This is a genomic window from Mucilaginibacter sp. (assembly GCF_041663085.1).
GTDB lineage: Bacteria > Bacteroidota > Bacteroidia > Sphingobacteriales > Sphingobacteriaceae > Mucilaginibacter.
The window spans coordinates 1-23,844 of sequence record NZ_JBAZRC010000063.1; the positions used below are offsets into that span (position 1 = coordinate 1).

At 42.4% G+C, this 23,844-nt stretch carries 23 protein-coding genes; 16 read left to right on the forward strand and 7 right to left on the reverse strand.

Features of this window, described 5'->3' with window-relative positions:
* The 6 genes from creD to rlmD form a co-directional block, all read left to right on the forward strand.
* Positions 1–735, forward strand: a 735-nt coding sequence (creD, locus tag WC615_RS12915) for a cell envelope integrity protein CreD (RefSeq protein WP_372978503.1), incomplete at its 5' end; no start/stop codon positions are given.
* Positions 736–837: 102 nt separating this feature from the next.
* Positions 838–1,578, forward strand: a complete 741-nt coding sequence (locus WC615_RS12920) for a ferritin-like domain-containing protein (RefSeq protein ID WP_372978504.1) — start codon at positions 838–840, stop codon at positions 1,576–1,578.
* Between the two features lie 10 nt (positions 1,579–1,588).
* Positions 1,589–2,029, forward strand: coding sequence for a hypothetical protein (locus WC615_RS12925; RefSeq protein WP_372978505.1), 441 nt, complete (start codon positions 1,589–1,591; stop codon positions 2,027–2,029).
* 393 nt (positions 2,030–2,422) lie between these two features.
* Complete coding sequence (locus WC615_RS12930) at positions 2,423–2,977, forward strand: hypothetical protein (RefSeq protein WP_372978506.1); 555 nt, start codon at positions 2,423–2,425, stop codon at positions 2,975–2,977.
* Positions 2,978–3,265: 288 nt separating this feature from the next.
* Positions 3,266–3,688 (forward strand): hypothetical protein, encoded by a 423-nt coding sequence (locus tag WC615_RS12935; RefSeq protein WP_372978507.1) that lies wholly within the window; start codon positions 3,266–3,268, stop codon positions 3,686–3,688.
* A gap of 149 nt (positions 3,689–3,837) precedes the next feature.
* A complete protein-coding gene (gene rlmD, locus WC615_RS12940; RefSeq protein WP_372978508.1) occupies positions 3,838–5,262 on the forward strand; it encodes a 23S rRNA (uracil(1939)-C(5))-methyltransferase RlmD in 1,425 nt (474 codons plus the stop codon).
* A gap of 131 nt (positions 5,263–5,393) precedes the next feature.
* On the opposite strand, the gene WC615_RS12945 is transcribed toward rlmD, so the two are convergent.
* The gene (locus WC615_RS12945) at positions 5,394–6,362 is read right to left on the reverse strand and encodes an NAD-dependent epimerase/dehydratase family protein (protein WP_372978509.1); all 969 of its coding nucleotides are present in this window, start codon (positions 6,360–6,362) and stop codon (positions 5,394–5,396) included.
* Between the two features lie 211 nt (positions 6,363–6,573).
* Between WC615_RS12945 and WC615_RS12950 the strand changes: the two genes are divergently transcribed.
* The 4 genes from WC615_RS12950 (at position 6,574) to WC615_RS12965 (ending at position 11,317) form a co-directional block, all read left to right on the forward strand.
* The gene (locus tag WC615_RS12950) at positions 6,574–7,755 is read left to right on the forward strand and encodes a formimidoylglutamase (RefSeq protein WP_372978510.1); all 1,182 of its coding nucleotides are present in this window, start codon (positions 6,574–6,576) and stop codon (positions 7,753–7,755) included.
* Between the two features lie 53 nt (positions 7,756–7,808).
* The gene (locus WC615_RS12955) at positions 7,809–8,981 is read left to right on the forward strand and encodes a redoxin domain-containing protein (RefSeq protein ID WP_372978511.1); all 1,173 of its coding nucleotides are present in this window, start codon (positions 7,809–7,811) and stop codon (positions 8,979–8,981) included.
* A gap of 51 nt (positions 8,982–9,032) precedes the next feature.
* The gene (locus WC615_RS12960; RefSeq protein WP_372978512.1) at positions 9,033–10,163 is read left to right on the forward strand and encodes a redoxin domain-containing protein; all 1,131 of its coding nucleotides are present in this window, start codon (positions 9,033–9,035) and stop codon (positions 10,161–10,163) included.
* Between the two features lie 212 nt (positions 10,164–10,375).
* Complete coding sequence (locus WC615_RS12965; protein WP_372978513.1) at positions 10,376–11,317, forward strand: cation diffusion facilitator family transporter; 942 nt, start codon at positions 10,376–10,378, stop codon at positions 11,315–11,317.
* Positions 11,318–11,361: 44 nt separating this feature from the next.
* On the opposite strand, the gene WC615_RS12970 is transcribed toward WC615_RS12965, so the two are convergent.
* The 3 genes from WC615_RS12970 to WC615_RS12980 all read right to left on the reverse strand — a co-directional run bounded on the left by WC615_RS12970 (position 11,362) and on the right by WC615_RS12980 (position 13,620).
* On the reverse strand, positions 11,362–12,216 hold the full coding sequence (locus tag WC615_RS12970) for a DUF2911 domain-containing protein (protein WP_372978514.1): 855 nt from the start codon (positions 12,214–12,216) through the stop codon (positions 11,362–11,364).
* 325 nt (positions 12,217–12,541) lie between these two features.
* Entirely contained in the window at positions 12,542–13,042 is a 501-nt protein-coding gene (locus tag WC615_RS12975; protein WP_372978515.1) for a hypothetical protein, read from the reverse strand.
* Positions 13,039–13,620 (reverse strand): RNA polymerase sigma factor, encoded by a 582-nt coding sequence (locus WC615_RS12980; protein WP_372978516.1) that lies wholly within the window; start codon positions 13,618–13,620, stop codon positions 13,039–13,041. The genes WC615_RS12975 and WC615_RS12980 overlap by 4 nt, the downstream gene beginning before the upstream one ends.
* A 256-nt stretch (positions 13,621–13,876) precedes the next feature.
* Here WC615_RS12980 and WC615_RS12985 point away from each other — a divergent pair, with 256 nt between their 5' ends.
* Together WC615_RS12985 and WC615_RS12990 are read left to right on the forward strand one after the other, a co-directional pair.
* Positions 13,877–14,239, forward strand: a complete 363-nt coding sequence (locus tag WC615_RS12985; protein WP_372978517.1) for a DUF6249 domain-containing protein — start codon at positions 13,877–13,879, stop codon at positions 14,237–14,239.
* 102 nt (positions 14,240–14,341) lie between these two features.
* Positions 14,342–15,037, forward strand: a complete 696-nt coding sequence (locus WC615_RS12990) for a hypothetical protein (protein WP_372978518.1) — start codon at positions 14,342–14,344, stop codon at positions 15,035–15,037.
* A gap of 58 nt (positions 15,038–15,095) precedes the next feature.
* Here the strand turns inward: WC615_RS12990 and WC615_RS12995 are convergent, their stop codons facing one another.
* Genes WC615_RS12995 through WC615_RS13005 form a run of 3 tightly spaced genes read right to left on the reverse strand, consistent with a single transcriptional unit; the run spans position 15,096 to position 18,058 of the window.
* Positions 15,096–15,608: a DinB family protein gene (locus tag WC615_RS12995; protein WP_372978519.1), complete on the reverse strand. Its 513-nt coding sequence runs from the start codon at positions 15,606–15,608 to the stop codon at positions 15,096–15,098.
* Positions 15,586–16,806 carry a sensor histidine kinase gene (locus WC615_RS13000; protein ID WP_372978520.1) on the reverse strand — a complete coding sequence of 407 codons (1,221 nt, stop codon included), beginning with the start codon at positions 16,804–16,806 and terminating at the stop codon, positions 15,586–15,588. The genes WC615_RS12995 and WC615_RS13000 overlap by 23 nt, the downstream gene beginning before the upstream one ends.
* Before the next feature lie 55 nt (positions 16,807–16,861).
* On the reverse strand, positions 16,862–18,058 hold the full coding sequence (locus WC615_RS13005; protein ID WP_372978521.1) for a glycosyltransferase: 1,197 nt from the start codon (positions 18,056–18,058) through the stop codon (positions 16,862–16,864).
* Between the two features lie 178 nt (positions 18,059–18,236).
* Between WC615_RS13005 and WC615_RS13010 the strand changes: the two genes are divergently transcribed.
* The 4 genes from WC615_RS13010 (at position 18,237) to gldD (ending at position 23,664) form a co-directional block, all read left to right on the forward strand.
* Positions 18,237–18,884, forward strand: coding sequence for a methyltransferase domain-containing protein (locus WC615_RS13010; protein ID WP_372978522.1), 648 nt, complete (start codon positions 18,237–18,239; stop codon positions 18,882–18,884).
* A gap of 125 nt (positions 18,885–19,009) precedes the next feature.
* Positions 19,010–21,841 (forward strand): ATP-binding protein, encoded by a 2,832-nt coding sequence (locus WC615_RS13015; RefSeq protein ID WP_372978524.1) that lies wholly within the window; start codon positions 19,010–19,012, stop codon positions 21,839–21,841.
* Between the two features lie 450 nt (positions 21,842–22,291).
* Complete coding sequence (locus WC615_RS13020; RefSeq protein ID WP_372978525.1) at positions 22,292–23,092, forward strand: shikimate dehydrogenase; 801 nt, start codon at positions 22,292–22,294, stop codon at positions 23,090–23,092.
* Complete coding sequence (gene gldD / locus WC615_RS13025; RefSeq protein ID WP_372978526.1) at positions 23,065–23,664, forward strand: gliding motility lipoprotein GldD; 600 nt, start codon at positions 23,065–23,067, stop codon at positions 23,662–23,664. The genes WC615_RS13020 and gldD overlap by 28 nt, the downstream gene beginning before the upstream one ends.
* Positions 23,665–23,844 lie beyond the last annotated feature (180 nt).

The following is a 23,844-nucleotide window of genomic DNA, read 5'->3' on the forward strand; positions in this document are numbered from 1 at the left end:
AAGGACGGTGCTTTCGACTTTAATTACACACTTGAACTTAAGGGGAGCCAATCATTAAACTTTTTACACTTAGGTAAAACTACCGATGTGGAAGTTAGTGGCAAGTGGCAAAGTCCAAGTTTTCAGGGCCGTAATTTGCCTGATGAAAGCAAGATAGATGAAAATGGTTTTTTGGGGAAATGGCGCATGCTGTATTATAACAGGCCTTATCCGCAGCAATGGGTTGCTGATAACAGCATGTTCCGCATAGAAAAAAAGCAGGACGACGCATCAGTTGGCGTAAAGCTCATATTGCCGGTAGACCAGTACCAAAAAATCACCCGTACCAGCAAATATGCCATCCTGATAGTATTGTTAACCTTTGTATCGTTGTTCCTTACCGAGGTTATTCGCAAACAGCGCGTCCATCCATTCAATTATGTGCTGATAGGTGCCGCTATGATCATCTATTATATCTTGTTGCTGTCGTTCTCTGAGCAGGTTGGCTACAACGCTGCTTACATCATTGCATCGGCGGCAACCATAGGGCTGGTGTCTGTATTTATTGCTTCCCTGCTCAAAAACAAGGGTGCTGCGGCCTTATTCGCTCTTATCCTCTCCGTTATCTACATTTTTATTTTCGTTATCATTCAACTGGAAGACCTGGCGCTGATGATAGGTAGTATCGCCCTGTTCATCATCACCGGTATGCTTATGTATTTTTCGCGCAAAATAAATTGGGATAAACCTGAATAACACACACCGTAGAGACGCGATACTTCGCGTCTCTCTTTAAACCATGTTATATTATTAATTAAGACGCGAAGTATCGCGTCTCTACATAAAACATCAAAAACTATGCATACAAGCAATTATTGGATAGGGTATTTCCAGGCAAATGCCCGCCACAAAAGGGTTAACTGGGCCTTAGCGCCAACCATTACGCAGGATGAAATAGCTGCCATACTGCCATCGTTACAGGCCTGGCAACTGGGCGAAACATCCGAGGGCGAACACCTCATAGCGGCATCAACCAAATACGCCTACCGCCTTGGCGACCCGGATTATGTGGATGCGGTAAAGCTTTTTATCAAAGAAGAACAAAAGCATGGCAATAACCTGGGCCGCTACATTGATAAGATAGGGCAAAAACGGGTAAAGAAGGATTGGGGCGATACACTGTTCCGCCAGGTGCGCTACTTTAACACCAGTATGGAATTATGGACGCTGGCCGTTATTGTGGTAGAGAGCACCGCGCAGATCTTTTACCAGGCGCTAAAGGATGCTACCCAATGCCGCCTGCTTAAGGAGATCTGTAACGATATTTTGATAGACGAAGCGCCGCACATCGTTTTCCAAACCGAGCGGCTGGCCATCATCTTTGAAGGGAAATCAAATTTTTCAAAAGCATGGCGCAAAGTGGCGTACAAGCATTTCTTCCATGCAACATCATTGCTGGTATGGTATGGGCACAAAAAGCTTTTTATGGCAGGCGGCGTAACGTTTGATATTTATGTAAAGAAGATGCAGTATAAGTATAAGAAAACTATTGCTGCTATTACAACCGCGCAGGTAAATCACTTGCCTTTATATATGTAGCCTTATCACTATGAATACAAATTCAATTTTATATAGTTTAAAAGTGTGGATTACGAGTGTTGTTTTAGCTCCCGTTTTATATCTAACCGTTAATGTATGCTTAAGTAAAAGGAATCGAACAGATTTTTGGGATTTTATCTTAGAGCAAATATCGATTTATGGAGGGTGCGAAATATTCGGCATTATATTTTCCTTTTTTACCTGGGTCCTTTTTATTTTAATAATTAAGGGCATTATCACCTGCTTTTCCGTTTTTTCCAAACTCAAATTTGTTATCGCTTCAGTGGGTTTGGTATTAACAATCGGCACGTTTTGGGCATTTTCTTCCGCTTCAAGATTTGTTGAGGGGTATTATTATTTGATGGTGGCGAATTGTATATGTATAACAGGCGGATCCTTATTCTACAATTTAATGGTTGATGGCAAATCGGTCACCGTCTATAAAGAATAATAAATCAAAATACCGTTTCGGTTTCTCGCCATTGTTGGTGTTGTCACCAACAACTTTTAGGACGGTAAACAGATGCACAGTATGAATGAATGGCGGCTTGTTGGTGACAACACCAACAAGGGCAAAATAAGAATCCCAGTGTGTCGAAGCAATAAAAACGTATAAAGTAATGCCCCGTAGGCGCTACCGCTTTGTAGAATAAAATAATAACCGGGTTATTGCCTCGTAGAGGCTACCCAACAACCAGATATATATTCAAATTATCGCGTTGCATAATGGCTATGAGGGTAGACTCTGCGATGCATTGAAAATAGACCTTTTGAAAATGTATTCACACAGACGGTTCCGCCCGTTGTTGGTGTTGTCACCAACAACCTTTAGGACGGTAAACAGATGCAAAGTTTGAATGAATGGCGGCTTGTTGGAGGCAACACCAACAAGGGCAAAAACCATGGTCGCTATAACAACTGCGCAGGTGAATACTCTGCCCTCATGTATGTAATCATTGAAAGAATGCAATCAAACTCATTTTCTTACAGTTTAAAAGTTTGGCTAACAAGTGTTTTTGTGGCGCCAGTAGTGTTTTTTCTAATTGATTTGTGTATTAATAAACACACTCTAAGTCTTGGGATGTACATGAACGATGCACCTTATTATTTACTTTATGTGATATTTGGAGGCATACTTTCATTTTTTACTTGGTTAACTTTTCTTTTTATAATTAAGGGACTTATAGCCACTTTCCCATCATCGGGGCAAATTAAACATTTGATTGCTGTAGCAGGAACGCTGTTAACCGTTGGCACATTTGCTTTTTTTGGGCGGAGAGTATTTGATGTTCATAATGATTTTTTTTATATGATGCTGTCGTATGCCATCTGTATTGCAGGCGGATCGTATTTCTATAACCTGGAAAGTACCCAGAAGCCGGACATCATTTCAAACTAAAAAATAATTCAAAATACCGTTTTGGTTTTTGGTATAGATTTTACTATGTTTGCATAGTAAAACTTTTTGCCATGAGTAGGGAACTAACAGAATTTTCAGACCTGATAGACGAGCAGTTTGACCTGGAAGATACCGAACCGGATACCTTCTGGAACGATATCCTGCACCTGTTTATCTGAGAGCCGCCGCGTTGCTCGGCATCTGCCACAATAGTAGGCGGGATGGAAATTTATGTGCCTTATTGTTAGAAAACCACCTATAGCTAAAGCGGGATATAATCTATCCGCGATGAAAACTACAGATAATTCGATAACGTTTGTGCTGATTAGCATTGTATGCTACGGCATAGCATTGACACAAGATGCATTCTGCACACAAAGTAGCTGTGTATTAGCCGGGGGCACATTAATAGTTGGTTGGGCCGGCTTATATATGGGCGGCATTATGCTTACATGGATGGCCAATCCGCTAATATTTCTGGCGTGGTTAACAGTCCGCCGATTTCCTAAAATATCTAATATTTGCAGTTTAGCTGCAACTGCGTTAATGCTTTCTTTCTTATGTTATAAACAGATTTACAACCATCAGGACGAATGGACAAGTGATATAACCCATTATGGTTTAGGGTACTATTTATGGGTAGCAAGTGGTATATCCATAGTTATTGGCAATGCTTGTTTGCCAAAGCTAAAAAATTATAAACTACTTTAACTTTATAGGCTATTAAGTGCTAAAACCTCTGTGTTCTCTGTGTAATTCTTTGTGCCCTCTGTGGTTAAATTCAACAACCCACTAAGTGTATGGTTAAACTCAATGCCCCCATTCTAAAAATTAATAAATACGTTTAACTTTGCAGCCTGATGAGTAGATCTGCAAAAAAACCTAAGTTCTTTGAGAACGTAACCGTAATTGATATTGCCGAAGAAGGCAAAGGGGTAGGCAAAGCCGAAGATTTTGTGCTGTTTATTGAAAAGGCCGTACCCGGCGATATTGCAGACGTAGAAGTTTACCGCAGCAAAAAAAGCTTCGGTGAAGCCAAGATCACCAAACTCATCACCCCGTCAGAATACCGTGTGCCTGCGTTTTGCGAACACTTTGGTACCTGTGGCGGCTGCAAGTGGCAACACATGACCTACGAAGCGCAGCTAAAATTCAAACAAAAAGCCGTACATGATGCCTTAACCCGCATCGCTAAAATAGATGTGGAACACATGGATGCCATTGTTCCCTCGCCTGCCGATAGGTACTACCGCAACAAACTGGAGTACACTTTCTCAAACAAGCGCTGGCTGTACGACGGCGAAAACCGCGAAGACGAAACGCTGGACATGAACGCCCTGGGTTTCCATATCCCCGGCAGGTTCGATAAGATATTGAACATTAACCATTGCTACCTGCAGGCCGAACCATCAAACGATCTTCGGAATAGCATCAACGCTTTTGCCAAACAAAACGGCATCAGCTACTATGATGTGCGCCAGCATACCGGCGCGTTGCGTAATTTGATCATCCGTACCTCGTCTACAGGCGAGATCATGGTGATCGTAGTTTTTGCTCACGCGGATGAAGAGCAGGTGAACCTGCTGATGAACTATGTAGATGCCGCCTTCCCGCAGATCACATCCCTGCTGTACATCCTCAACCAAAAGATGAACGATACCATCTTCGACCAGGAGGTTGTAGCCTGGCGCGGCCCGGAGTATATCCACGAGGAAATGCCCGCTGCCAATGGCAATGTGGTGCGCTTTAGGGTTGGCCCAAAATCATTTTATCAAACAAACTCTATCCAGGCCCTGCGCCTGTACGAAATAACCCGCGACTTTGCAGGCTTTACCGGCGACGAGCTGGTTTATGACCTTTACACCGGCGCCGGTACCATTGCCAACTTTATTGCAGGCCATGTACGCGAAGTTGTTGGGGTAGAGTATGTGCCATCGGCCATTGAGGATGCCAGGGTAAACTCGCAGATCAATAACATTACCAATACCAAGTTCTACGCCGGCGACATGAAAGATGTGCTGGTGCACGATTTTGTGGCCGAGCATGGCAAACCCGATGTGATCATCACCGACCCGCCACGAGCCGGCATGCACGCCGATGTGGTTGCGCGCCTGATGGAGATTGAAGCTGATAAAATTGTTTACGTAAGTTGCAATGCCGCCACCCAGGCCCGCGATCTGCTCACCCTGAAAGAAAAATACGATACCGTTAAAATACAACCTGTAGATATGTTCCCGCACACCCAGCATGTGGAAAATGTGGTGTTGTTAAAGTTGAAAAAATAGGCTTTTAGTCAAAAATATCCCGTCGGGATTATTGGCGCTGAAAAAAGTCGTTTCAAGGCCGGTTAAAGGCGTTTTAAGGTCGAAAAAAGCCGGAAAAAGTCGCTGTTTTCTTCCAAAAGTATCTGCGATCTTTAACCCCGCAGAGCCGAACACACTTCCTTTATCGTGTCGCTCACCGGCCTAAACTCAAACCCGATAGCTTGTTTAATTTTGCTGTTATCAAACTCGCGGGTAACTGATGCTGCCCGGGCGCTGGTTTTATCAAGGGCGGGTGCTTTGCCCGTTATGGCTCCAATTAACGATGCGCCGCGCCAGGCCAGTTCCATCATCCAGGGCTTGGCTAATGTTTTTGGGGCAGGTACGTTTAGGTAACCGGCAATTTCCTCAAAAAGCTGTTTATATGCCCTGTTTTCGGCATTGATGATGTAGCGCTCGCCACTGATATTACTCTCCATCAGGGCTATCATGCATTTGGATACATCCTGCACATCTACAAAGCCAATAGTGCCCCTGGTGTAAAACTTAAGGCCTTTACGTACGGTTTCAAAGATCTGCCCGCTGCCGGTGGTGCCTGCACTTGCGCCAATAATAATAGTTGGGTTTACAATAACGGCGTCCAGTCCTTCGGCAATGCCGCGCCACACCTCCATTTCGCTTTCCAGTTTTGATATGGCGTAACCATCTGTTTCTGTAGATGAATCGAGGTGATGGTTTTCGGTGATCATCTCACCGGGCTTGGCCTCGCCCACGGCAGCAACCGAGCTGGTATGCACCATGCGGATATTGCGGTCGTTACACAGGTCTACCAAATTAGCCGTGCCGCGCACATTGGTACGGATCATCGGTTCTTTATCGGCCTGTTTTAGTGATACAAAGGCAGCGCAGTTATAAACCTGTGTTATACCATCCAGCGCATCTTCAAGAGCGGCAGCATCCATCAGGTCGGCATTTACCCATTCAATTTTTGCAGCATAGGGCTCAAGTATTTGGGGAATGGTTGACGACGCACGTTTAGTGCAACGGATACGGTTTCCGCGCAGGATAAGTTCCTTCGCTAATTCGGCCCCTAAAAACCCTGTTGCACCGGTTACAAGAATCATATATGCAAATGTGCAGATTTTTTAGGTGTGCAGGCGCAGTTAGATATGTAAAGATTTTTCACGCAAAGACGCAAATATAGGAATGATGGTTTTGCGTCTTAGTCTTTGCGTGAGATAAAAATCATGGTTCATTCTAAATTTCATCTCATCAACCTGATTAATCCAAAAAATCCGCACATTTGCACATCAGCATATCCGCACATCAAAAAACATGTCTTTAGCCGATTTTTTCACCCCCATCGATCTGAAAAAGATCACACCAAAGAATGGATATTTTACCAGCCAGCTTGGCGATAAGATTGAACATTACTCGGTTGATTTCCCCGACCTGGAACAAAAAACGGATATCGCTATTATTGGGGTACTTGATGACCGAAACGCCATAAACAACCCCGGTTGCGCTTTAGGCCCCGATTACGTGCGCGAAAAACTTTACCAGTTAAACGAAGGCGGTTACACCACAAAAATTGTCGATTTGGGTAACATTGCCCGTGGCGAAACGGTTGTTGACACCTATTACGCGCTTAAAACCGTGGTTGAAGAGTTGATCAAAAAGGATATTATCCCGGTCATCATCGGTGGCGGGCAGGACCTTACCTACGCCCAATACCTCGGTTACGAAACCCTGGAGCAAAAGGTAGATATGCTGGTGATCGATTCACAGCTTGACCTGAATGACGATGACTTTAGCGAAACTATCGAAACTACCTCGGCATCGTACATGAATAAAGTAATTTTGCACGAGCCTAATTATCTTTTCAATTACAGCAATATGGGTTACCAAACCTATTTTGTAAATCAAGATAGTTTACGGGTGATGGAAAAGCTTTACTTTGATGTACACCGCCTTGGCGAGCTTACTCAAAACATAGCCGTAGCCGAGCCTATTATCCGAAATGCCAATATGGTAAGCTTTGATATGGGTGCCATTCGCTCGTCGGACGCGGTTGGTAACGCCAACGCTAAGCCAAACGGTTTTTATGGCGAAGAAGCCTGCCAGATTTGCCGCTATGCCGGTTTTAACGATAAGCTAAGCTCGATAGGTTTTTACGAATTTAACCCGGCTTATGATAATAATGGCCAGACTGCCATGCTGCTATCGCAGATGATATGGTACTTTATAGATGGTTTTTATAACCGTAAACGCGATTATCCGCTTAACCCAAAATCGCAATACCTTATTTACAAAACCAGCCTTAAGCACGATGAACATGAGCTTGTGTTTGTAAAAAGCAAAAAAAGCGACCGTTGGTGGATGCAGGTACCTTACCCAACAGGTGGTTCCAAGAACGAACGTTTCCATTTAGTGCCTTGCCGTTATGAGGACTATAAAACCGCAGTATCAGGCGAAATGCCCGACCTTTGGTGGCGCACCTATCAAAAATTGAACTAAACGGCAATTGATTAGGCGTTTACCCGTTATAGATACTTTACTGATAAATTTAAATGAAAAGATTTTTTTTCGCGATAGCGGCATTTTTGCCTGCAATTGCATTCGCGCAGAACGCGCAGCCCTTTACTGTAAAAGCCAGGCTAACTAATATTAAAGGCCCTGCTACAGCATACCTGGTTTATTATTTAGGCGCAAACAGCGTAACCGATTCATCAACCGTTAGTAATGGCGAGTTTAAGTTTGATGGGGTGGTAATGGATCCGGTGAGCGCATCCTTATTCATCGATCATAAAAACCTGGGCTTTGATAAATATGTTGCCCAGAATTTCTCGGATGGGGGGCCATCTAAAACTGCCGATGGGTTAAGCTTTTTCCTGGAAAAAGGCAACATGGTAGTTACCGGTAAAGATTCTATCGCCACTGCCGATATTACCGGATCAGCTATAAATAATGATAATAAGACCCTTAAAGCCCAACTAAAAATAATTTTAGATAAGGCACAGCAAATAACCCTTGAAGGGAAAAAAGCCACTGCTGAGCAGCAACGGTCCGCCTCGTTCCAAAACGCCATGCAAGCCAAATATAAAGTACTGCAGGGCGAGCAAAAAACGGTGCTTAAAAACTTTATTACCACACACCCGGCAAGCTATATCAGTTTATTGGCGCTATCAAGCGTTAGCGGCCCAACTCCTGACGTAGCCGAAGTTGGCCCGTTATATGACCTGCTTTCTGATGACCTTAAAAAAACGGAGGGGGGCAAGCAATTAAAATTATCTATTGATGCATTAAGATTAACCGCAATTGGTGCCATGGCGCCTGATTTTACGCAAAACGACGTAAACGGAGTGCCGGTACAGTTATCATCTTTACGTGGTAAATATGTACTGATAGATTTTTGGGCATCATGGTGCGGCCCCTGCAGGCAGGAAAACCCTAACGTGGTAAAAATTTATAACAAGTACAGGGGCAAAGGTTTTACTGTACTTGGGGTATCATTGGACAGGCCCGATGGTAAAGCCGCATGGCTGGCTGCCATAAAAAACGACGGACTTACCTGGACACAGGTATCCGACCTGAAATATTGGAATAACCTTGCCGCCACTTTATACGGGGTACAATCTATCCCTCAAAACTTTTTGATAGACCCACAAGGAAAAATTGTTGCAAAAGGCCTGCGTGGTGATGATTTGGATAGCACGTTAGAAAAGTTACTCGGAAAAATTTGATTTCCTGATAATTAATTTGATATTGGTGCTTCAAAACAACTGACTATCATTATGAAAAGAATATTATTAAGCGCCGTTGCGCTTTTACCGGTATTGGCATTTGCACAAGATGGCCAATTTACCGTTCAGGGTAAGGTGGGTGTATATAGCGCCCCTGCCAAAGTATACCTTCAATACAGAAATGCAGGTAAAACCATTGTAGATTCGGCCGTTCTAAATAACGGGGAGTTTAAATTTACCGGCACTGCTGCTGCAGCTCCTGCACAAGGATATTTATTGCTGAATGATAAAGGCACCGGTTTAAATAGTTCACGCGATTACAAATCTATTTACATTGAACCGGGCACAGTAACTGTGAAAGGTGCAGACGTATTGGAAAAGGCTACCGTTACCGGTACAAAAACCAATATAGAGAACGAGCAATACCAGGCAGCTTTAAAGCCTGTGAAAGATGGTTACGCAGCCATGGAAGCTAAAGAAAAAGCAGCTACAGACGAGCAAAAGCAATCGGCAGCATTTATTAAACAAAGCAAAGCCGATGAAAAAGCCATTGATGCGCAAGAAAAAGTTATAACTAAAAAGTTTTTACAAGAACACCCCGACTCTTACGTTAGCTTAAATTCATTACAGGGCTTTGCATACAGTGCTGATTATGCCGAGATAGAGCCATTATACAATGGCCTTTCTGCATCGATAAAAGAATCGGAAGGCGGTAAGGCATTTGGTGTGATGATGCCTAAACTTAAAGCTGTAGCTTTGGGGGCAACAGCCCCTGAATTTGCCGAGGCTGATACAGCAGGCAAAATGGTTAGCCTGTCATCTTTCCGCGGTAAATATGTGCTGATTGATTTTTGGGCATCATGGTGTGGCCCTTGCCGCCGCGAAAACCCAAATGTGGTAAAAGCATACAATGCGTATAAAAACAAAAACTTCACCATTTTAGGTGTATCGTTAGACAGGCCAAATGCTAAAGAGGCATGGTTAAAAGCTATCCATAAAGATGGGCTAACCTGGACACAGGTATCTGATCTGCAATTTTGGAAAAGCAAAGCTGCCGATCTTTACGGAGTACGTGCCATACCTCAAAACTTTTTGCTAGATCCTAATGGCAAGATTATCGGTAAAAACCTGCGGGGCGATGATCTGGACGCCAAGCTTGCCGAACTGTTTGGTAAGATATAAAATCTAAAGCCCGGTGTAACTAACCGGGCTTTTTTGCTAATACGACTATTTAGATACCTGTATCTCTTAATGCCGCCAACTTACAGCCCCTGTTCGTCCCGCCAAATTTTTCGGGTTAAACACGTGGATGCTTCTGTTTAAACAAAGGGGGTGTAACAAAAATACATCTATAAAAACACAACCGCTTTTTTAGCATTTGTACTAGTATAAGTATGAAAGCTAAAAACAATGCCTCTATTTACAGCGCGCTTGCGGCCAACCTGCTTATTGCGGTAACTAAATTTATTGCGGGTGGGCTTACAAACAGCTCGTCTATGATATCCGAAGGCATCCACTCCATGGTTGACACTATAAACCAGGTACTATTGCTGTATGGCTTAAAACGCAGCCACAAACCTCCTGATAGCTCACGGCCCTTTGGTTATGGTAAGGAGCTTTATTTCTGGTCGTTTATTGTATCTATATTGATATTTGGCCTGGGTGGTGGTATCTCTATCTACCAGGGCATTCAGCACATTATAAAACCCGAGCCTGTAACCAACCCGCTGTGGAACTATATTGTATTGGCTTCATCAGCTTTGTTTGAGGGAATCTCGCTGGTTATTGCCATAAAGGAATTTGATAAATTGCGTAACGGCCAAAGCTGGTGGGCTGCAATAGTAAAAAGTAAGGATCCATCCAGCTTTTTAGTACTATTTGAAGATGGCGCTGCAGTGCTTGGCCTGTTCATCGTATTTGTATTTATGTACATAGGTCATAATTACGATATGCATTATATGGATGGGGTAGCGTCTTTATTGGTAGGCCTGCTGCTTGTTGGGGTATCTGCCATTCTGGCAAGGGAAAGCCGCAGCCTGCTGATGGGCGAAGGCATAGCACCTATAACTCAGCATAAAATAAGGTTACTTGCCGAGAAGGATGAAGCCGTAATACGCGTGGTGAATGTATTATCTACCTACCAGGCGCCAGATGATGTAGTATTGATGCTAATAGTAGCGTTTGAGCCCGATATTGATACAGAAGATATTACAGCATCCATAGAGCGGATCAGAACAGCCATTAAAACGGCGTTCCCGCTTATTAAGCTTGTTTTTGTACAACCCCAAACCTATACACGCATCCCCAACAATTTATTCGACGTAAAAAAGCCCTAAACAATTAAGTTCAAGGCTTTTGTATTAAGTTTATAGTTGGTTGGTTAATCTTTCGCTTGCGAAATAACGGCTTCGTTCAGGCGCACATACTCGTCGTCGTTACTGTCTTTAGCCAATTTTACACCCTGCTGGGCGGTAGCAATAGCAGCACCTTTGTTACCCATTTTTAGCTGGATACGAGCTTTCCATAATTTATACCATGGGCCGTTAGGTTCAAGTTTTTCGGCCTCTAATGCCCATTGCATGGCCTTTTTAAGGTCTTTGTCGTTCTCATAATAATACTGAATAGCATTAAAGTAAGGGCGCTTTTTAATATCGCCTTGCATTAGTTTTTCAATATTGGCGGTTATCTGTGCATCATCATCTGTTTGCATGTGTATAGGCACTGCGGTGTGGTCCCAAATAATGTACAGATCGGTATTTTTTGTAGTAGAGTTGGCAAAAGCCATCGTAAAGGTTTCGCGTTTCTCTTTAACAGTTATAGGTTTTACAGTAAAACGTAAAAAGTCGTCTTCTTTTTTATAGCTATAGGCACCCCACTGTTTAACCGTTTTGTTTAGTATAATAGTCCAGGTGTTTTGCCCGGGTATACTAAACAAAGAGTAGGTGCCGGCTGGCACTTTATTACCCTCAATCAATACATTTTCGCTAAAATTGATAGTGGTGGCAGCATTTGCACCTGTACGCCAAACCTCGCCATAAGGGTTTATACCACCAAATATTTTACGCCCCTTAACATTTGGGCGGGAGTAGGTAATAGTTATTTTGCCCAGGCCAAAGTCTTGTATAATGGTTTGTGTTGAGCTGGCCTCAGGTATACGGGGCTGCTCCTGTGCGTAGGTATTTAAAGTTACACATGCCAATAGCATGGTAAATGCATATATAATTACTTTTTTCATTAGTATAATTTAGCACTAAGATACTAATTGTAAGATGAATTTTTGGTGAAAAGGTTTACGCGGGAGGTATGCAATTGCCGTAAAAAAATAAAAGCCTCCCAACCTTGCGTCGGGAGACTTTCAACCTAAACCTTATCACAATTAACCGGCAAGTTTGCCGGTATGCATAGGCTAACACAAATACTGTACCAAATATTGTTAAATGTTTAAGCTAGCTTTAAATGTGTCGCTATAACGCAATGAAGGGCGATTTAATATTAAATTAACATGTCATAAATATCCGTCAAGCTGTCGGTTGTGGTCATTTTATATACAAAAAGTCCATTTATTGTCCTTTTGTGGCCGTTTTGCGGCGCAAATAATGATCAAGCAGGAAAAGCCCCATCACCAAATCAAAAAACAGGAAGGCTTTTACAACCGGGCCCGTGAAAAATGTATTTACATGCGGCATCTGTATGTTTAACTGTTCAGGAATTTGAACACCATTGCCTGCCGACCAGTTCACCGCACTAAACATATAAACAACTAACGCCGAAAGGGTAAGCACAAAAAACGATGCTATCCCCAATATAATACGCTTATCAACAGCGGCCTTTAGGGGTTGCTTTGCTTTTTCGGCACGGATGGTTTCCATTACATTGTAGCTAAATGCCATCGATGGCTCATCAAGCTCCATAGCAGCAAACTCATTGTTAAGATGTAACAACTCATTGTACTTTTTACGATATACTTCGTCCTGTTCAATGAGCATGGCAATGGCCTTATGCTCGTCGGGCGGGCAGTTACCATCAATGTAGTTCCAAAGTTTTTCTTCTATACTGTTCATATCAGTTCGTTAACTTCGTGTTTTAAATTACGCTCCAGCCTTTCTTTTAAACGCTGTCGCGCCCTAAATAGTTTTACCTTAACGGTATTGGCTTCTATCCCCATTACCTGCGCAATTTCTTCAAGGGATTGTTCGCCTTTATAAAACATGGTTATAATAGTGGCATCATCAGGCAATAGTTGTTCTATAGCCTGGTTTATATAATACGATCGCGATTTATTCTCAACGTTATATTCATCATAGCCGCTGGGTTTGTTTTCTATCTGTATATAGCTTTCGTCGTCATCAATAGAAGAGGTATCCAGCTTTCTCTTACGCAAAAATGTCATAGCAGTAGTATAAACAATACTATACAGCCACGTACTAAACTTTGATTGCTGCTGAAAAGAGCTTAATGAACGGTATGCCTTTATAAAGCAATCCTGGGCAATCTCTTCAGCATCCTCGCGCCCCTTTGAAAAGCGTAAAGCCAGTGTAAATACAAACCGCTGGTGGCGCTTCACCAGGTCGGCATAGGCCGATTGGTTGCCCCCAAGGGTTTGTTCTATCAACTCAATATCTGAAAGCTTGCTTTGCATATTATACAATCTCTCTGACTACACCACTTGTGGTTAGGTTACACCTCATTTACGATTCCTGGGCTTACCGAATAAATTTAAGCATTAATACATATCTAATACTATAAATACGATATCTAAAATCGCGATTCATAAATCTAAAATATTTTACCTAAGGGTGTAACCTCATTAAAAAACGTGTGGTCATAGCTTACAAATACACCATTATGGTGGCTTAGCAAACAAAAATTATTAATTTATTTAAACTTATATTATCATGGACGCAGAATTTTTAATCCCAATCTCAATTTCACTGGGGCTTTTCGCAATGATCTTCGGGATCTTTTATATCCGCAATCGCGAACGTATGGCAATGATAGAACGTGGCATGGACCCACGCAGCTATAAAGCACAACCCGCACCTTACCAAAACCTTAAATGGGGGTTGTTACTGATTGGAGCAGGCTTGGGTTTATTTTTAGCTTACCTGCTTGACCGCACCGTTTTTGAAAGCACCCGCGATGAGAATGAAGCAATATACTTTGGTTTAATAGCCATATTTGGTGGCCTTGGCCTGGTACTTTCTTACCGTATCGAAAAGAAAGAACTTTATGATAACAGCCATAAAAAAGAAGCCTAATAATCAGCCTGATACAATTTTAGAGGGAGCCCCGCAAGGCTCCTTTTTTTATTTGCGATAATATTAAAAAACATATTATCTTTATACTTAAATCTAATTATCATGAGAAATAAAATATTTTTAATGTTGCTGATGGCGGCAGGCCTTTCAGCAAGTGCTCAAACCACAGAGAAAAAAACAAAAATAGATAACGTTTCTCTGGCGGTTTATAATGTAGATGCCAGAAACAATGAGAAAGAAGGCATCTATGCCGTTAAAAACCTGAGTAATGATGGTTTATGGTTACAGGGTATTTACAAAGATGACCAGCGAGCAGGTACCTGGAATTTTTTTAATAAAGATTTCAAACTGGCCATGCGCTATAATTATGACCAGAAGAAGCTTGCTTTTGTTGACGCCAACACGCTGAAGAATGTATCTGTTACTGTATTAAGTGACGATAACAAGATAAAAAATGGCGCTTCGGCCCCATTGCCATTATGCTCTGTTGATTATTATTTACAATTATTGGCAAATAATATATATGGCTTTAGCGACAGCAAGAATTGGGGGGCAGATGCTGAAATAACCGCACACATTGGCACCGATGGCAAAGCAACATATAGCGTAATATTCCTGGTTGATGGCAAGAAATCAGCAAAACAAAATGTTAAGCTATCAAACGATAAGTTTGCTATTGAATGGATCCCGAGTATGTATAACAATAAGCCGGTAGAAGCAGAGTTTACCGCTTATGTTAAAATTGCGGCCGACGAGTCTGTTCCTGATCAAACCAAAAGGGTTAGATGGGATAATTAATCTAACTAATTAGTATAAACAAAACGGCCTGCCAAAATATTTTGGCAGGCCGTTTTGTTTATAGGTATCGTTCCTTTATAATATTAAGATGATAAAGCTCATGCCCGGCGGTAATATACACCAGCGCGGCAACTTTAACCAGTGCCCCGCTGGCTACGCCGCTGCAGGCCAGTTGCCCGGGGCTGAATGACCGGTACAAAAACAAGGTAGCCTCACGTACTGCCCTAAATTCATCGGCAAGGCTTTGTATGCTGCGGCTGTTAAAATCGGTGCTGTTTACGTAGGTATCTTGGTCAAAGCCGGGCAATGATATATCCTCGCGAGAGAATACAAATGCGCGGAATGAAAACACCCGTTCGGTATCTATCATGTGCCCAAGTACTTCCTTTAGCGTCCATTTACCTTCAGCATATGCATGCATGGCTTGTTCTTCAGTTAGGCCATGAAATAATTTATATGTTGATGCCTGGTTATCGGCTAACACCTGCAATACATCCGCGCCATCGGGCACCAAATTTACATAGCCTGCAGCATAAGGGGCGTAATCGTCAGACTTTGGCTTGCTTATCATATCTAATGGTTTTTAATACAATCCTAAATGTTGTTCCTTTGCCTACTTCACTGTCTTTCACAAAAATTTGCCCATTATGGTAATTCTCTACCATACGTTTGGTCAGCGAAAGGCCTAACCCCCAGCCACGTTGCCTGGTGGTATATCCCGGCTGAAACACGGTGTCAAATTTTGACCGCGGGATGCCTTTCCCGGTATCAGTAATATCAATAAATATTTGTTTTTTTTGCTTACTGCCGTGTATCTGCACTTTAATAACCCCCGTTTCATCGATAGCATTAACGGCATTTTTTAAAAGGTTTTCAAGCACCCAATCAAACAGAGGGATATTTAACCCCGCAGTTAAACGGCGGTTGCCCGTCATTTCGAAGGTTATTTTATTACTTACCCGCACTTTGAAGTAGTCTACAAACTCTTTTACCACTTCATAAACCATATGCTCTTCCAGTTTTGGTTTCGAGCCGATTTTTGAGAAACGATCGGCCACTATTTCCAGTCGCTTAACATCATTCTCCATTTCGGCCATTAGCGGGTCATCTTCTGCATTAAACTTATCTTTTATCAGTTCTATCCATGCCATTAATGATGATATTGGCGTACCTAACTGGTGCGCAGTCTCCTTGGCCAGGCCCACCCAAACCTGGTTCTGTTCAGATTTGCGCGATGAGCTGAAAGCGGTATAAGCAACCATTAAAAATATAGCTATAACTGAAAGCTGGATGTAAGGAAACATCTTTAGCTGGGTAAGCAAGGCCGAATCTTTATAGTAAACAAACTGCGGTTCATTCAACATAATAAACTTTATTGGCGCATGCTGTTTTTTCATGTAAGCAAGCTCGTCCTTAAAATACCCGGGGTCGAACTGCAGTTTACGCTGCTTAAGTTCGGCCTTATCAAGATTGTTATTAGTTTTAGTAATATCGAGTCCGCGCCAGTTAACAATTTCGCCTTTCGAATTTGTTATGATAGCGGGCACTACCAGGCTGTCCCTTACTGCAATTACATAACTCAGAAAATCATTATCGTAGGTGTTTACCAGCTGTTTCATGCTTAAGGCCCAAACTTGTGCCCGGGTACGTTCAGATACGGAGATCTTCCTCACCAAATAGCTGGTGTAAAACAACGATCCGCTGGCAATAACCACGGCAAAGGCAAGCAAAAAATATTTCCAGCGGCGTTTTTGTTGGTACGGGTTCATAACAGATACATCAAATAACGGGATTTTTTTTAGAACCCGTGCCTGGCAATCCAGATCATTTCAAGCCTTTTTCTACCTGTTCTATCACACTTGATAGTTCTTCGGCACGTTTATCCCAGGTATTATTTTCGGCAGTTTTTAAACGTGCAGTACGTTTTTCGGGCGTATCGCCTGCTATTTCAGATAAAACGTATTGCAAAAACGTCTCTTTATCGTCGGTTATTTTAATGAGGCCGGCAAAATCGGCAATGTCGCCAAAAGCCGTACTTACCACCGGCAACCCCGCCGCCAGGTACTCGTTTATTTTCATGGGGTAAATGCCTTTCGTAAAATCATCCTTTACAAATGGTATTATCCCTACCGAAAAAGTTTGCAGGTAAGGGGGAAGTTGCTCGGGCATTTTTGGCCCTTCTATTTTTACGTTGGGGTATTTACTTAATATGTCCTTCGCGCGTTCACTTAATATACGGCCTACAAATACAAATTCGGCATCGGGCATATTGGTGAACAGATGGTGCAGCAAATCATAATCGCTGCGGTCATCAACCGTACCTACATAACCAACCACCTTTTTGCCTGGGTTAGGGCTATGGTTAAACCCTTTTTTAAAAAGATCAACTTTTACTGCGTTCTTTACAATAAAACACTGCTTACAAAAGTCTTTTTTGCTATCATACAACCCTTGCGAGGTAACAATAACGGCATCAACCATTTTCATAAAGCCGGCCTCAAGGCGCAATCCGTGTTTGCTTAACCAATAAGGTGCACCTTTTATCTCATCATAACAATGGTATATCAGGGTTTTCTCGTTAAAGGTACGGCCTGTCATTAAACCCATGCCGGGGTTAAACGAGGTAAAATTGATCAGCTCGTTTTGCATGTTCAACTTTTTCAAAGCTTTTTTCACACTTCGGCGCAGCAGCCATGCATTAAAGGTAAGCAGGCTTTTATAAAGCGCCCCATTTGGTAAAAAATTAACCGGAAAAACCAGTGGAGGGAAAAGAATGTTTACCGTACCGCCATTATCAGTAGTGATAGTGCGAAGCCGGCTTTTAAGACCAAAAGCTTTGGCAAAATCTATTTTATCCTTATCGCTTACACCGGCAATGGCATCTTTGTAGGTGTAGGCATTTTCTACAAAAAGGATGGTATTTTTGGCTGACAGCACCTTCATCAGCTCAACTACCGCTTTTATATAATTACCGTTCCACTCGGTACCGCTAATGCATAATATATTACGGTTATTTAACATGCAGGGTGTTATTTATTGCTAAACTAATAATAAAACACGTTTATACTAAACATTTGTATAGCTAAAAGATCTATTTGTGCTGAATTATATGCTTTTAACGCGTTTAAATATTCATCAAAATAAATTACCTTTAAAACGGTAAGTAAAACTACCTTTTTTATTAAAACCCTTTTATAAAATGTCTGATAATAAACTGTACGTTCATTATGGTTGCGGCCAAACAGCTCCTGCGGAATGGAAAAATTTTGATGTATCGCCAACACTTGTTATTCAAAAAACACCTGTTGTTGGGTTTCTGCTTAAAAAAAGCCTTGGGCAGGTATTTGATAAAAATGTACAATATGGCGATATTACCAAAGGGTTACCAGGCATAAAAGACAACACTGCCGACGGGGTTTACTGCTCGCACGTATTGGAGCACATGTCACTTGAGCATTTCAGGATAGCGTTACGCAATACCTATAAAATGTTAAAACCCGGTGGTATATTCAGGATGATAATGCCGGATCTTGAAGTACTGGTACGCGATTATATTACCGATAAAGATGTAAAGCACGACCCGGAAGCATCTATTACCTTAATAAAAAGAATGATGATGGGGGTTGAAGTACGGCCGCGCAGCTTTAAAGCGGTTACAAAACATTTATTTGGCTACCTGGAACACCTTTGGCTTTGGGATTGGGAATCGACAGAAAAAGAATTGCGCGACGCCGGTTTTACAAATATCCGCCGCTGCGAGTATAATGACTCGGCCGACCCATTGTTTAAACTGGTTGAAAACCCAAAACGCTGGGAACTGGTTGTAAAGTTCGAATGTATTAAATAACGAATACACAATATAAACAAAAGGCTGTATTTACCAGGGTAGATATAGCCTTTTTGTTTTAATAGGCAAATTTTAACCATCTTAGCTTAATAAATAATTGATAATTAATTAATTTAGCGGGTATTATGCCCCTGGTTAAATACTATTGCCTTTTAAAAAGATTGGTTTTAAGCATTGCTTTATGTACGCTGATCTTGAATATTGCCTGCGCCCAAAAGCAGTATGACCAACCACAGCTCAAAAAAATAACACAATTTAATAATATCGATTCGGCCAGGCGATACAGCGATTCGCTTTTGACTGTAGCCCGGCAGCAAAACAATAAGGTTTTTGAAGCCCAGGTACTCTACCTTACTTCGTTTAAATATTACCAGGTTGGCGAAGAGATAAAAGCCCTTGACTATGCCCGCCGCGCGGTTGCCAACAGCAGCCCCGAAAGCGATTCTTCTACCTATGCAAAGTCGCGCATGATGATAGCCTACATGCTTAGCCGCAGCGGGAAAAACGAGGCTGCGCTTAAAGAGGCTTTTGATGTTTTAAAGTTAACCGATAAACATGGCTGGCGAAAACTGCGAATAGAATGCCGCATCTGTATAGCCGACCTGTATCGCCCCCTGCGCGACCGTAACAGCGCGTTGCCCATTGCCTTACAAGCTGTGAACGAGGCCCAGGCCATAAAAGACACTTCGCTATACATCGCTGCAGCAAGCATGCTCTCCAATGTATATTCTAACCCGGTAAAGCACGGCACTATACCACCAAAAGACGTTGAGAAGGCTGTTTTTTACCTGGGGCAGGTATTGAGCGGGCCTTATTTGCAAAAGCTATCGGCATTTAAAAAGGTTAATTACATGGGCAACCTGGGCCGTTTGTATGAGATGCAGGGCCGTTATGATAAGGCGGAAGATGTGTTAAACAGTTCGTTAGGGGTTGCCCTTAAAAACAACTACCCCTCGCTTGCTAAACATAACCTAAACGAGTTGATGACTCTGAGCATCGACCATAAAAATTATAGTAAGGCTGTTGCATACGGGCAAAGGGCGCTTGCCATACAATCGGGCGTAAACAGCAACACCACCCTGCAACGCAATATTTATAATAAGCTAAGCGTAGCTTATGAAGGATTAAAGGATTATAAGCAGGCCTTTAATTTCGCCGTGAGAGAAAATCAATTAAATGATACCATCCTCACCGCCGAACAAACTCGCGCTGCCGCCGAGCTTGATAAAAAATATCAGAATGATAAACGGTTATTACAAGCTGCAAACCGTAATAGCTTACTGCAACAGCAGCGCAACTTTACTATTATTATAGCCATTTTTATATTGATTGCTATCATCGCCGTATACCGCTGGTTTGTTTACAAAAAGAAAAAAGAGGCTGCTGCCTTAGCACTTGAGCATAAACAACTTGCCAAAATGGACGCGATGAAATCAAAGTTCTTCGCCAATATAAGTCATGAGTTAAAAACACCGCTAACTTTAATAATTGGCCCCACGCAACAGTTGCTTAGTAACAGCGCAGCCACAGGTTCTGAAAAAGATAACCTGCAAACCATAGCCCGTAACAGTAAAAAGTTGCTCAATATGGTTAACGAACTGCTTGACCTCGGCAAGATAGAATCTGGTACGTTGGCTGTAAAACCACAACCCGTGCAGCTGGCATCGTTCATCAAACTTATTTACCAAAGCTTTGCCTCGGCTGCCGAATACAAGGATATCGTCTATACACTCATCTGTAAAATTGATGAGCGACTGTATGTATCGTTAGACCGCGATAAGTTTGAACGGGTAGCCAATAACTTTATCAGCAATGCCATCAAATTTACCCCGGCAACACGATCGGTAAATATTATGGCAGGAATAGATGGCGACATGATTTGCTTTAGCGTGCAGGACAATGGCCCCGGGATACACCCGCAAGACCTTTCCCAAATATTTGACCGCTATTACCAGGGCAACCAAAACCGTATAAATGCCGAAGGCGGTACCGGCATTGGCCTATCCATTGCCAAAGAATTTACAGAATTGATGGGCGGCCGCGTTGAAGTTGAAAACACCTATGGAGAAGGCGCTACATTTAAGGCTTATATCCCATTAGTACCGGTTACAGTACAAAACAGCCGGGTTACTTTACAAGATGATGATGTACAAATACAGCCCGCCAATGCAACAACAGGCAATAAGTTTATTTTATTAGTTGAAGACCACGATGAGATGGTAAAATATATTGCCTCTATACTTTCGCCATATTACAGGATCAAAACTGCCAATAATGGTGTTAAAGCGCTGGAAGTTTTGCAATCGGCAGATGTGCTGCCCGATCTGATCATATCAGATGTAATGATGCCCGAAATGGATGGGTTTGCCCTGCTTGGCAAGTTAAAAGAGCAGTCAACTTATTGCCACATCCCCGTAATAATGCTTACGGCACTAGCAGATAACCGGAACAAGCTGCATGCCTTAAGCATAGGGGTAGATGATTACCTTACCAAACCCTTTGTAAGCGCAGAACTACTGGCCCGGGCCAATAACTTATTAAACAATGCCTCGGGCAGGTTTTATGACGATGATAACGAAACCGAAGGGCAAATAATTGTTGAAGCGGCAGTAGAGCAAAAAGCCGTACAACCATCGCCAGCCGATTTGGTTTGGCTAAACGATCTGGAAAAAACAGTAAGGACATATATTGGTAAAACCAATATTAACCTGCTTATGGTGAGCGATGAAATGGCCATCAGTGAGCGGCAGTTGTTTCGCCGTATTAAAGGCATTACCGGTTTAACACCTAATAAATACATCCGCATTATACGCCTGCAGGTGGCGCGGGAGGCTATAGAGAGTGGCAGATACCGTACAATTGCCGAAATTTCATATATGGCCGGCTTTGAAACACCAACCTATTTCAGCAAGCTTTTTAAAGAGCATTACGGGCGCGATGTAAACGAGCTTTTATAGTATAAAGCAACCGGCATTTAACTTTTATTAAAAAATGGAGGTTTTATGCGCTTAAATGGCAGTTTTGTTAATATGAGTGGCAGTTTTGTTTAATGTAAACATCTCACTTTTGGGGAAACCCTTAATGAAATGGAACTTATATTTAACGAGCAAAAGGCTAAGCCCCAAATTGATGCAACGGCTAAACAAAAAGTATCGTGCCCGCGTTGCGGCCGGAGTGGCTGCGAACGTGTAAAGCGCGGATCCATTGTAAAAATATTTTTACCCTGGTTAAAGCTAAAGCGCTATCAATGCCATGGTTGCCTGCGTTATTTTTATAGGTTAAAAAATCTGTAACCGAACTACCCTTACCCTACATCTGCAATTAAATTATAAAACATGGTAGTTTGTTGCTAATATTACGGCGGATAGCGGCGATAAAAAGCCGCATCCGTCTTAAAATTGCCGGCAATGAAACATTATGGCCTAATTGGGTTCCCGCTTTCGCACTCATTCTCTAAAAGGTATTTCACCGAGAAATTTGAAAAAGAAAATATAACGGATTGCACTTACGAGCTATATCCGCTGGAAAATATTGCAGACCTTTCAAAACTCCTTCACGAAAACCCCGACTTGTGTGGTTTAAATGTTACCATCCCGCATAAAGTAAAAGTTTTAAAACAGCTTGACTGGATTGAGCACGACGCAAAAGGCGCCGGCGCGGTTAACTGTATCCGCATTACATCAGAAAGCCCGGTGCAGGCCGCATTCTCGGGTGAGCTTGGCATAAAAGGACACGATTTTAGGCTGGAAGGTTATAACACCGATATTTATGGTTTTGACATGTCGTTATCACCGTTGTTGAAAACCCATCATGATACGGCTCTTATATTAGGCGATGGAGGCGCGGCAAGGGCCGTTAAATGTGTGCTTGATAATAAAGGCATTACCTATAAATGCGTAACCCGTAAACCGGCCGAAGGGAACATACTTTTCAGCGACCTTAGGCCAAAAGATGTTAGAAATAATAAGCTCATCATCAACACCACCCCCGTAGGCACATACCCTAATGTAGATGAATGCCCGCCAATACCGTACGAGGCCATAACCGATGATCACCTGCTGTTTGACCTGATATATAACCCCGAAGAAACACTATTTTTGAAAAAAGGGGCCGAAAAGGGCGCCGCTACAAAAAACGGATACGAAATGTTAGTATTGCAGGCAGAAAAGGCCTGGGAGATATGGAACTCAAAAGAAAAGCACCCGTGAGATATTTAGCACTCATCTTATTTGTTTTATTGTTTGCTGCCTGCGGCGGCAGTGCCGATTTTTCGCCAAAGCCCCGGGGGTATTACCGTATCGAGTTTCCTAAAAAGGATTATCAATCGTATAACGAGGGCTGCCCTTTTACGTTTGATTACCCCCGTTACAGCAAAGTAGAACCCGACAGGGCTGCCAATGCAAAACCCTGCTGGCAAAATATTCAGTTCCCGCAATTTAATGCTACACTGCACTTAAGCTACGAAACCATAAAATCGAAAAAAGAGTTCAATGAATTGGTAGAGGACGCGCATAAACTCAGCTTTAAACATACCGTAAAAGCAACTTCTATTGATGAAGGGGTTATTTCATATCCAGACCGTAAGGTTTACGGCATTTACTACACCATTGATGGTAACGCAGCATCATCTGCACAGTTTTTCCTGACGGATAGCACCAAACATTACCTGCGAGGTGCGCTGTATTTTAACTCTGAACCACGGCTGGACTCTATACAACCCGTACTTAATTTTATTAAAAAGGATGTGGATGTAATGATTAAGAGTTTTAAGTGGAAATAACCCCCGGTTGTCATTTCGAACGAGGTACGAGGAGAAATCTTGTTAATTATGCAAAGTTCGCCGCCTGTCAATTGAACAGGATTTCTCACTATCGTTTCGAAATGACATATTGTTTATTGGCTATGCCCTGCTAATAACCTACTTTTGCAACCATGGCTACCGTTCACTCCTTTGTAAATA

Coding starts and splice junctions, on each gene's coding strand:
- gldD (WP_372978526.1), top strand. CDS start 23,065: ATGGAACTCAAAAGAAAAGCACCCGTGAGATATTTAGCACTCATCTTA.
- WC615_RS13000 (WP_372978520.1), bottom strand. CDS start 16,806: ATGAACCCGTACCAACAAAAACGCCGCTGGAAATATTTTTTGCTTGCC.
- rlmD (WP_372978508.1), top strand. CDS start 3,838: ATGAGTAGATCTGCAAAAAAACCTAAGTTCTTTGAGAACGTAACCGTA.
- WC615_RS12935 (WP_372978507.1), top strand. CDS start 3,266: ATGAAAACTACAGATAATTCGATAACGTTTGTGCTGATTAGCATTGTA.
- WC615_RS12960 (WP_372978512.1), top strand. CDS start 9,033: ATGAAAAGAATATTATTAAGCGCCGTTGCGCTTTTACCGGTATTGGCA.
- WC615_RS12995 (WP_372978519.1), bottom strand. CDS start 15,608: ATGATAAGCAAGCCAAAGTCTGACGATTACGCCCCTTATGCTGCAGGC.
- WC615_RS13015 (WP_372978524.1), top strand. CDS start 19,010: ATGCCCCTGGTTAAATACTATTGCCTTTTAAAAAGATTGGTTTTAAGC.
- WC615_RS12990 (WP_372978518.1), top strand. CDS start 14,342: ATGAGAAATAAAATATTTTTAATGTTGCTGATGGCGGCAGGCCTTTCA.
- WC615_RS13005 (WP_372978521.1), bottom strand. CDS start 18,058: ATGTTAAATAACCGTAATATATTATGCATTAGCGGTACCGAGTGGAAC.
- WC615_RS12920 (WP_372978504.1), top strand. CDS start 838: ATGCATACAAGCAATTATTGGATAGGGTATTTCCAGGCAAATGCCCGC.
- WC615_RS12965 (WP_372978513.1), top strand. CDS start 10,376: ATGAAAGCTAAAAACAATGCCTCTATTTACAGCGCGCTTGCGGCCAAC.
- WC615_RS13020 (WP_372978525.1), top strand. CDS start 22,292: ATGAAACATTATGGCCTAATTGGGTTCCCGCTTTCGCACTCATTCTCT.
- WC615_RS12930 (WP_372978506.1), top strand. CDS start 2,423: ATGCAAAGTTTGAATGAATGGCGGCTTGTTGGAGGCAACACCAACAAG.
- WC615_RS12980 (WP_372978516.1), bottom strand. CDS start 13,620: ATGCAAAGCAAGCTTTCAGATATTGAGTTGATAGAACAAACCCTTGGG.
- WC615_RS12925 (WP_372978505.1), top strand. CDS start 1,589: ATGAATACAAATTCAATTTTATATAGTTTAAAAGTGTGGATTACGAGT.
- WC615_RS12945 (WP_372978509.1), bottom strand. CDS start 6,362: ATGATTCTTGTAACCGGTGCAACAGGGTTTTTAGGGGCCGAATTAGCG.
- WC615_RS12970 (WP_372978514.1), bottom strand. CDS start 12,216: ATGAAAAAAGTAATTATATATGCATTTACCATGCTATTGGCATGTGTA.
- WC615_RS12975 (WP_372978515.1), bottom strand. CDS start 13,042: ATGAACAGTATAGAAGAAAAACTTTGGAACTACATTGATGGTAACTGC.
- WC615_RS12955 (WP_372978511.1), top strand. CDS start 7,809: ATGAAAAGATTTTTTTTCGCGATAGCGGCATTTTTGCCTGCAATTGCA.
- WC615_RS12985 (WP_372978517.1), top strand. CDS start 13,877: ATGGACGCAGAATTTTTAATCCCAATCTCAATTTCACTGGGGCTTTTC.
- WC615_RS13010 (WP_372978522.1), top strand. CDS start 18,237: ATGTCTGATAATAAACTGTACGTTCATTATGGTTGCGGCCAAACAGCT.
- WC615_RS12950 (WP_372978510.1), top strand. CDS start 6,574: ATGTCTTTAGCCGATTTTTTCACCCCCATCGATCTGAAAAAGATCACA.